This is a genomic window from Kitasatospora sp. NPDC057512 (assembly GCF_042802135.1).
Classification (GTDB): domain Bacteria; phylum Actinomycetota; class Actinomycetes; order Streptomycetales; family Streptomycetaceae; genus Kitasatospora.
In genome coordinates this window covers 1-7,615 of the sequence record NZ_JBHVET010000403.1, presented here as the reverse complement: position 1 = coordinate 7,615, position 7,615 = coordinate 1, and the positions used below count along the sequence as shown (strand labels likewise).

Below are 7,615 nucleotides of genomic sequence, written 5' to 3'. Positions count from 1 at the left end.
GCCGATCGGCAGGGGAGGCCCGGCCGCTTTCCCGCCGCATTCCTGCCGATCGGCACATGCGCGAAGGGGCTTCCGGCGATCACTCTTGGGGGCATCGCGACGGTGGCCACCCGGGCCACCGCGGAAGGGAGTCCCACCGTGTTCTGCGCCCATGATCTCCACCTCCGCACCGGCGGCGTGCAACTGAACGACCGTCAGCCACGTGTTCTCCACGGCGGATCGCTCCGCCCCACGACCGCCCGACCCGCATCGGAGAGCACATGGCCGTCGCCAAACCCGCCACCCTCGCGCGGGGCCTCGCCGCCCTGCTCCTCGCGGCCGCGTCCGCGTCCGCGTCCACCGCGCCCGCCGTCGCTGCCGGGCCCGGTCCGGCCGCCCTCGGTCCGGCTGTCCTCAGTCCGGCTGTCTTCGATCCGGCCGCCCTCGACGCCGCGATCGCCGCCCGGCCGGGCGACCCGGCGGCGGGCGCGGTCGCCCGGGTGACGGCCGACGGCCTGGTCTGGCGCGGCAGCGCCGGCGATCCGGTGAGCGGGCGGCCGGTGGCGCCGGACGCGGCGTTCCGGATCGGCAGCATCAACAAGACCTTCGTCGCCGCGGTGCTGCTCCAACTCGCCGCCGAGCAGCGGATCTCCCTGGACGGCACCGTCCAGCAGTACCTGCCCGGCACGCTGCCCGCGAGCTTCACGCTGCCGATCACCGTCCGCCAACTCCTCGACCACACCAGCGGACTTCCGCAGGCCGTCGAGGGCCCGGAACTCGAGGGCACCGAGCTGGAGAAGCGCGACGGCCTGATCGCCCACCGGTTCGCGAACGAGACGCTCGACCTGGTCGTCCAGCGGACGCTCCGGCCCCACCCAGAGCGCGGCCTGCCCGAGGCCGGCCCGGCCTTCGAGCCGGGCAGCGCGCAGGAGTACAACAACTTCAACTACCGGCTGGCGGGCCGGATCATCGAGCAGGTGACGGGGCACACGATCAGGGAGGAGGTGACGGCCCGCATCCTGAAGCCGCTCGGTCTGCGGCACACCGAGGTGACGGAGGGCAGGCCCGCGATGCCCGAGCCCCACCTGGCCGGCTACGTCCCCGACAGCGCCGACACCCCGACGGACGTCTCCGAACAGGGCGGCAACCCGGAGTCGATGGTGTCCACCCCGGCCGACCTGGACAGGTTCCTGCGCGCCCTGCTCGGCGGTGAACTCCTGCCGCCGCAGCAGCTGCACGACCTGCTCACCCTGCCGCGCGACGCCTCCGGCCGGCTGGTGCCCGTACGCGGAGCGGGCGAGTGCCCGTTCGGTCCGGACAAGGGTCGGGCCTGCTACAGCGCCGGACTGATGGCCATCCCCCTGCGGGACGGCACGGTGCTCTGGGGCAAGACCGGGCACGATCTCGGGTACTCCGACGGCTTCTTCACCACCCCGGACCTGCGCAGGCGGCTGGTCTACTCCGTCGGCGCCGGGGTCGGCACCCCGGCACCGGCGCTCCGCCTCGCCGTCACGGCCTTCGGCCCCTTCGCCCCCTGAGCCCGACCGGACCGACGACCGAACCGGCCCCGCTCCCCCACCCTCGAAAGGAAAACGAATGATCAGCATTCCCAGCGGGCTCGCCCGCACCACCATCGACCGCGAGGGAGCCCCCGGCGCCGCCTGGATCGCCGAACTCCCCGGCCTCACCGCCGAGCTGCTGGAACGCTGGGGCTGCGCGCCGGACGGCGCCGCCACCCACGGCGGGGTCGGCCTGATCCTCCCGGTCCGGCAGGCGGCCGGGCGCACGGCCGTACTGAAGGTCTCGTTCCCCCACCCCGGCAACGTCCACGAGCCGGACGCCTTCGCGGTGTGGGCGGGCCGGGGCGCCGTCCGGCTCTACGAACGGGACGACGAGCGCTTCGCGATGCTGCTCGAACGGGCGAGCCCGACCACGCTCGCGGAGGTCCGGGACAGCGATGAGGTGCTGACGGTCGCCGGGCGGCTCAGCCGGCGGCTCGCCGTCCCGGCGCCCCCGGGCCTGCCCCGGCTGAGCGAGCAGGCCGCGGAGTGGGAGGCCGGCCTGCGCACCGACGCGGCCTCCCTCTCCCACCCCCTGCCGGCCCGCACGGTCGGCGCCGCCCTCGCGACCGTCCGCGAACTCGCCCGCACCCAGCCGGACGTGCTCGTCCACGGGGACCTCCACCCCCGCAACATCCTGCGGGCGGAGCGCGAACCCTGGCTGGCCGTGGACCCCAAGGGCTACGTGGGAGACCGCGCCTACGACGGCGGCACCCTGCTCAAGGTCCACGCCCTGACCCTGCTCGACGCACCGGACCGGCAGCGCGCACTCCTCCGCGCGCTCGACGTCTTCGCCGAGGCCGCCGAGCTGGACCGCGAACGCCTCCACCGCTGGACCCAACTCCACGTCGTCCAGGCCGCCTTCCACGGTCGGCGGCACGGCTTCCGGCGCGCCCGGGAAGGCCCCGAGCTCGACCGGCTCACCCGGTACGCGGACGAGCTCGCCGAAGCACTCACCCCCGCCTGACCGGCGCGCACGACCACCGACCACCACCGGACCACCACCCGACGACCACCCGACGACCACCTGACCACCGAGAACGGACACCCAAGGAGGCCCACGACCACCGACCGTCACCGAAAGACGCCCGGCCCAGGAATCATGTTGGCGGTCGGCGGCCCGCACTGCCTATGGTCGGGGGATGACCACTCGAACCTTCCGCATCATGGTGCGCGGCGTCTTCGACGGCCTCACCGCCGACCAGCGTGCCGACCTGCTCGCCGCCGCCCCCGAGCACGACGTGCTGCGCGCCGCCTTCACCCGCGAGGGCCACCTCAGCTACGACGTCTCCGCCCGGGCCGCCTTCACCTTCCGCTTCCTCGACGAGGGCGAGGCCGAGGAGGACATCCTGGAGGCCACCGAGCGGGCCGAGCAGTCGGCGCGGAGCTGGCTCACCGAACGCGGCTACGGCTACAAGAACCTCCGTTCCCAGGCCGAGGACCTCTCCCAGGCCCCGCTCGGCAAGCGTCAGCGCCGCGCCGCCAACACCGCGCACTGACCCGCCCTCCCCCTCCCCCCTCCGCCACCTCCTTGACGGCTCCCCCCAGGGCTATACTTGAGCAGTCAAGGAGGTGGCAATGACAGAGCGTCCAGACCAGCAGCGTTCAGACCAGCAGCAGCCGGACCAGGTGGACCGGGCCGCGACCGCAGCGAGCGCAGCGACCGCACCAGGCCCGGGCCCCGGCCCCCTGGACACCGCGCTACGGCTGGTCCGCGCCCAGACGGCCGTGGTCAAGCGCTTCGACGCGGGCCTCAGCAGCCTGCACGGCGTCAGCCTGGCCGACTTCACCATGCTGCTCCACCTCTCCCAGGCCCCCGGCGGCCGGATGCGCCGGGTCGACCTCGCCGAGGCCCTCGGGCTCACCGCCTCCGGCGTGACCCGCGGCCTCGCACCGCTGGAGCGGATCGGCCTGGTCGCCCGCGAGGCCGCCGCCCGCGACGCCCGGGTCACCTACGCCGCCCTCACCCCGACCGGCCGCGAGCGGCTCGCCGAGATGCTGTACACCGCCCGCAAGGTCGCCGCCGAGCACTTCGCGGCCGAGCAGTGGAGCGCCGAGGACCTCGGCCGGCTGTCCACCCTGCTCACCCGCCTCGGCGGCACCGCCCCCGGCCTGCACCTCGGCTGATCCGCCCGCCCCACCGCCCTCGCGCACGCCCTTCCGCACCCCGCCACACCCGCCGCCCGCGCCCACGTCCTAGGCTGGCCCCGTACCGCAGGCACCCCCCGGCACCCCCCATGTCATCCAAAACGACCGGCACCACCCGCACCACCCCACCCGCGCGAAGGGCCGCACCATGACCGACACCCCCGGCACCGGGCCCGGCCCGGAGCGCGCCCTCGCGGACGCCCAACGCGCGCACTGGCAGCAGACCTACACCGCCAACCCGGGAATGTACGGCGAGCGGCCCTCCGCCCCCGCCGAGTACGCCGCCGGAGTGTTCGCCGCCGCCGGGGCCCGGGACGTGCTGGAGCTCGGCGCCGGCCACGGACGCGACGCCCTGCACTTCGCCCGGGCGGGCTTCCGCGTGCTGGCCGCGGACTTCAGCCCGACCGGCCTGGACCAGTTGCGCGCCACCGCGGCGGGCCAGGGCCTGGCCGGCCGGCTCTCGGTCCTCACCCACGACGTCCGCGACCCGCTGCCCCTCCCCGACGCCTCCGTCGACGCGGTCTTCGCCCACATGCTGCTCTGCATGGCGCTCTCCACCGGGGAGATCGAGGCGCTCGTCGCCGAGGTCCGCCGGGTCCTGCGCCCGGGCGGCACCTTCGTCTACACCGTCCGCCACACCGGCGACGCCCACTACGGCGCCGGCACCGGCCACGGGGACGACATCTGGGAGCACGGCGGCTTCGCCGTCCACTTCTTCCCCCGCGAGCTGGTGGACAGGCTCGCCGAAGGCTGGCACCTGACCGACGTCCACCCCTTCGAGGAGGGCGAACTGCCCCGCCGCCTCTGGCGCATCACCCAGGAGACGCCCCGATGACCGCCCCCGAGACCGCTGCCCCCGAGACCACCCCCGAGACCGCCGCCCCCGGGACCACCCCCGACGCCACCGCCGCCGAGGACACGGCAGGGACCCCCGACGCCCCCGACCTCACCATCGACGGCACCGGCCTGCTCTGCGTCCAGCTCCTGCTCCGGCTGCGCGCCCGGATCGCGCACCTCTCCGCCGGCGCGGTGGTCCACATCCACACCACCGACCCCGCCGCCCCGCTCGACCTCCCCGCCTGGTGCCACCTGACCGGCCACGAGTACCTCGGCCAGGTCCCGTACGAGGCCACCGACCGCGAGGTGTACGCGCTGCGCCTCACCTCCGCCCCGGTCCAGACCCGCCCCGACCGCCCCTGGCACCCGGCCCCCGCCGCCGACTGACCGGCCCACCCCGCAGGGCGCACCCGGAGTGGGCCACGGCTGCCGCACGCTCCAGGAAGCCTGGCGACGGGCCCGAGGACGGCTCGCGACCGAAGCCCCCGAAGCGCCCGGTGTGCCACCATGATGAGGTACGAACGACCCAGCGCCACAGGGAGGTTGACCGCCGTGGACCCGATCATCAGCTGCCGCTGGCAGGACCCGAGCGGCGAGTGGGCCCTGACCGTCGGCCACAACGGCGACGCCTGGGAACTGCTCGCCTCGGCCCCCTCCTCCTCGGAGTCGATCCCCTTCGCGAACCCGGACGAGGTCCGCCGGCTCGCCCAGGCCCTGCTGGACCTGCCCGCCGAACCCGAGCCGTACGAGTTCGAGTGGCAGCTCTCCCGCACCGGGTCGGCCCCCGCCCCGGGCGAGCCGCAGCCCCACTTCGCGACCTTCGCCGTCGGCCTCGACCCCACCGACGACCACCGCCCGTACCTCGCCTACCAGTCCTACTACGACCTGGGCCGGGCGACCGGACTCGGCCTGGAGGTGATCTGCGAGGACCCGCCGGTCGACCACCTCCGCGCCCAGGCCCACGCCTTCCTCACCACCTTCTCCGGCCCCACCCGTCGGTAGCCACACCGCCCCACCGCCGAACCGGGCAGCACCGACTCACGCCACGGCGCGCACCGCCCAGTCCACCTCGGCCGCCCGACTCTCCGGCGCGGCCCAACCGTTGACCACCGCCAGCAGCTCCAGGTAGCGCTCCCGCCGCGGATCGGCCATCGCCCCCAGCCGCTCCGCCAACCGGTCGCGCACCGCCCCGGCCTCCTCCGGCACCGCCCCCGCGCACCACCGCCCGTACCGCTCCACCAGCACCTCGATCGCCGCCGCCTCCGCTGACCCGGGTTCCACCCCGGCCGCGACCGCCGGCCCGGCCAACTCCCGTACCGCAACCGCCAGTCCGGGCCTCGGCAGTCCCGTGTCGGCCGCCTCCGCGGCCTCCGCCTCGGCGAGCCCGCGCAGCAGCGCCCGGAACCCGGCGTCCCCCGCCAACTGCGCCAACTCCACCCAGGCCTCGACCTGTTCGACCGACGGCTCCTCCGGCAGCTCCGGCGTCAACGAGCGCGCCGCCGCGGCGAACCGCCCGCCGCCCCCGAACCCGCCGCCCCCGAACCCGCCGTCTCCGATCCCGCCGAACACCTCCGCCAGGAACTCCCCGATCAGGCGTCCCCGTTCATCCTCCGTGAGCCGGGCCAACCGGTGCACGAGCGTCAACTCCTCAGGTGTGGAACCGAGCCTGGCCACCGCGCCGAGCACCGCCCGCCGCAGCCGCAGCACCCGGATCTGGAGGTCGATCGCCTCCGCCTGCGCGGCGGCGACGTCGGCCGGCGTCAGCTCACGCTCCACCACCCGTCGGATCGCGGGCAGTCCGAGCCCGAGTTCCCGCAGGGTGCGGACCAGGTGAAGGCGCGCGACGGCCTCGGGGCCGTACCGCCGGTGGCCGGCCGGGTTGCGGTCGGCCGGCGACACGATCCCCTGGTCCGAGTAGAAGCGGACGGTCTTGACCGTCAGCCCCGTCCGCCGGGCCAGCTCACCGATCGTCCAGAGCGCGTCGCCGTTCATGGCCACCACCCTGCTACCTCCCCTTACGGGAGATGCAAGCCGCCCCCGGCCACGGCCGCCCCACCTCACCCACGGGGCCCGCGCCGACGCCCCTCCTCCCGCCCGGAGCGCCGAGGCATCCGCCAGGCGGCGAACAGGATGCCCGCCGCGCCGATGACCGCCTGGAGCGCGGCCGTACCGGCCAGCAGGCAGATCAGCGTGCACACCGCCAGGATCGACATCAGGGCGATCAGATCGAGCGCGCGGCCGTCCGCCCCGGCAACACCACTTCCCCGCGTGCCCCGGCGCTCCGGCGCGGCGCTCCGCGAACCGGCGGGCTCCCCCGTCGAACGTCGAATCCCCGATGACACTGCCGCCTCCCACGGCCGGGGAGGGCAGCACCGAGGATCCGACTCCGCACAACGAAACAGCCGCATCGCGCCGCATGTCCTGTGGGGTTGCTTCCCCGGCTTCCGCCGCTCGACGCGACGAAGCCTGCCCCCCAAAGATCATGCAGCCGAGCGGCTACACGGCAGCCATGGAAGCCGGTATCCGGCTCCGCGTCAACCCCACCGGGACAGGCGGCGGTTGCCCGCCGAAGCCGACCGCCTCCCCGCCGAGGTGACGACCCCGGCCGGGGAGGCGGCATCGATTCCGACGTCAGGCGGTGCGCCGCAGCAGCGCCAGGTACATCGCGTCCGTCCCGTGCAGGTGCGGCCACAGCTGCACGTCCGGCCCGTCGCCGAGCGCCGGGACGCCGGGCAGCAGCGGGCGCGCGTCGATCCACTCGACCCGGCCGCCCTCGCTCCGCAGCACGTCGTCCACGACCGCCCGGGTCTCCGCGAGGTGCGGCGAGCAGGTCGCGTAGCCGACCACGCCGCCGACCCGGGTGGCCTCGATGGCCGAACGCAGCAGGTCCCGCTGGAGCGGGCCGAAGGCCGCGATGTCGGCCGGCCGACGCCGCCAGCGCGCCTCCGGGCGACGGCGCAGCGCGCCGAGGCCGGAGCACGGCACGTCGACCAGCACCCGGTCGAAGCCTTCGGAGCGCCAGGCCGGGCGCGTCCCGTCGGCCGCGATCACGGTGTACGGGCCGGGGTTGCCCTCCAGTGCCCGCGCCACCA

General features: G+C 75.2%; 9 protein-coding genes and 1 pseudogene. 7 read left to right on the top strand and 3 right to left on the bottom strand.

Annotation, left to right across the window (positions count from 1 at the left end; genetic code table 11):
* Positions 1-260: 260 nt before the first annotated feature.
* From ACFU6K_RS24265 to ACFU6K_RS24235, 7 genes are all read left to right on the top strand, one after another.
* Complete coding sequence (locus ACFU6K_RS24265; protein WP_380666296.1) at positions 261-1,517, top strand: serine hydrolase domain-containing protein; 1,257 nt, start codon at positions 261-263, stop codon at positions 1,515-1,517.
* 58 nt (positions 1,518-1,575) lie between these two features.
* Positions 1,576-2,505, top strand: coding sequence for an aminoglycoside phosphotransferase family protein (locus ACFU6K_RS24260; RefSeq protein WP_380666294.1), 930 nt, complete (start codon positions 1,576-1,578; stop codon positions 2,503-2,505).
* A 175-nt stretch (positions 2,506-2,680) separates the two neighbouring features.
* Positions 2,681-3,037 carry a DUF6204 family protein gene (locus ACFU6K_RS24255; RefSeq protein WP_380666292.1) on the top strand — a complete coding sequence of 119 codons (357 nt, stop codon included), beginning with the start codon at positions 2,681-2,683 and terminating at the stop codon, positions 3,035-3,037.
* A gap of 79 nt (positions 3,038-3,116) precedes the next feature.
* A complete protein-coding gene (locus tag ACFU6K_RS24250) occupies positions 3,117-3,665 on the top strand; it encodes a MarR family winged helix-turn-helix transcriptional regulator (protein ID WP_380666290.1) in 549 nt (182 codons plus the stop codon).
* Between the two features lie 169 nt (positions 3,666-3,834).
* Complete coding sequence (locus tag ACFU6K_RS24245) at positions 3,835-4,521, top strand: class I SAM-dependent methyltransferase (protein ID WP_380666288.1); 687 nt, start codon at positions 3,835-3,837, stop codon at positions 4,519-4,521.
* A complete protein-coding gene (locus ACFU6K_RS24240) occupies positions 4,518-4,910 on the top strand; it encodes a sulfurtransferase TusA family protein (protein WP_380666286.1) in 393 nt (130 codons plus the stop codon). The genes ACFU6K_RS24245 and ACFU6K_RS24240 overlap by 4 nt, the downstream gene beginning before the upstream one ends.
* Before the next feature lie 165 nt (positions 4,911-5,075).
* Positions 5,076-5,525 (top strand): hypothetical protein, encoded by a 450-nt coding sequence (locus ACFU6K_RS24235; protein WP_380666284.1) that lies wholly within the window; start codon positions 5,076-5,078, stop codon positions 5,523-5,525.
* Between the two features lie 36 nt (positions 5,526-5,561).
* Here ACFU6K_RS24235 and ACFU6K_RS24230 read toward each other — a convergent pair whose 3' ends face one another.
* The 3 genes and pseudogenes from ACFU6K_RS24230 to ACFU6K_RS24220 all read right to left on the bottom strand — a co-directional run.
* Entirely contained in the window at positions 5,562-6,515 is a 954-nt protein-coding gene (locus tag ACFU6K_RS24230; protein WP_380666282.1) for a MerR family transcriptional regulator, read from the bottom strand.
* A 65-nt stretch (positions 6,516-6,580) separates the two neighbouring features.
* Entirely contained in the window at positions 6,581-6,736 is a 156-nt protein-coding gene (locus ACFU6K_RS24225; protein ID WP_380666280.1) for a hypothetical protein, read from the bottom strand.
* Between the two features lie 418 nt (positions 6,737-7,154).
* A pseudogene (locus tag ACFU6K_RS24220) lies at positions 7,155-7,615 on the bottom strand (rRNA cytosine-C5-methyltransferase); the annotation flags it as partial.

Coding starts and splice junctions, on each gene's coding strand:
- ACFU6K_RS24265 (WP_380666296.1), top strand. CDS start 261: ATGGCCGTCGCCAAACCCGCCACCCTCGCGCGGGGCCTCGCCGCCCTG.
- ACFU6K_RS24260 (WP_380666294.1), top strand. CDS start 1,576: ATGATCAGCATTCCCAGCGGGCTCGCCCGCACCACCATCGACCGCGAG.
- ACFU6K_RS24255 (WP_380666292.1), top strand. CDS start 2,681: ATGACCACTCGAACCTTCCGCATCATGGTGCGCGGCGTCTTCGACGGC.
- ACFU6K_RS24250 (WP_380666290.1), top strand. CDS start 3,117: ATGACAGAGCGTCCAGACCAGCAGCGTTCAGACCAGCAGCAGCCGGAC.
- ACFU6K_RS24245 (WP_380666288.1), top strand. CDS start 3,835: ATGACCGACACCCCCGGCACCGGGCCCGGCCCGGAGCGCGCCCTCGCG.
- ACFU6K_RS24240 (WP_380666286.1), top strand. CDS start 4,518: ATGACCGCCCCCGAGACCGCTGCCCCCGAGACCACCCCCGAGACCGCC.
- ACFU6K_RS24230 (WP_380666282.1), bottom strand. CDS start 6,515: ATGAACGGCGACGCGCTCTGGACGATCGGTGAGCTGGCCCGGCGGACG.
- ACFU6K_RS24225 (WP_380666280.1), bottom strand. CDS start 6,736: ATGTCGATCCTGGCGGTGTGCACGCTGATCTGCCTGCTGGCCGGTACG.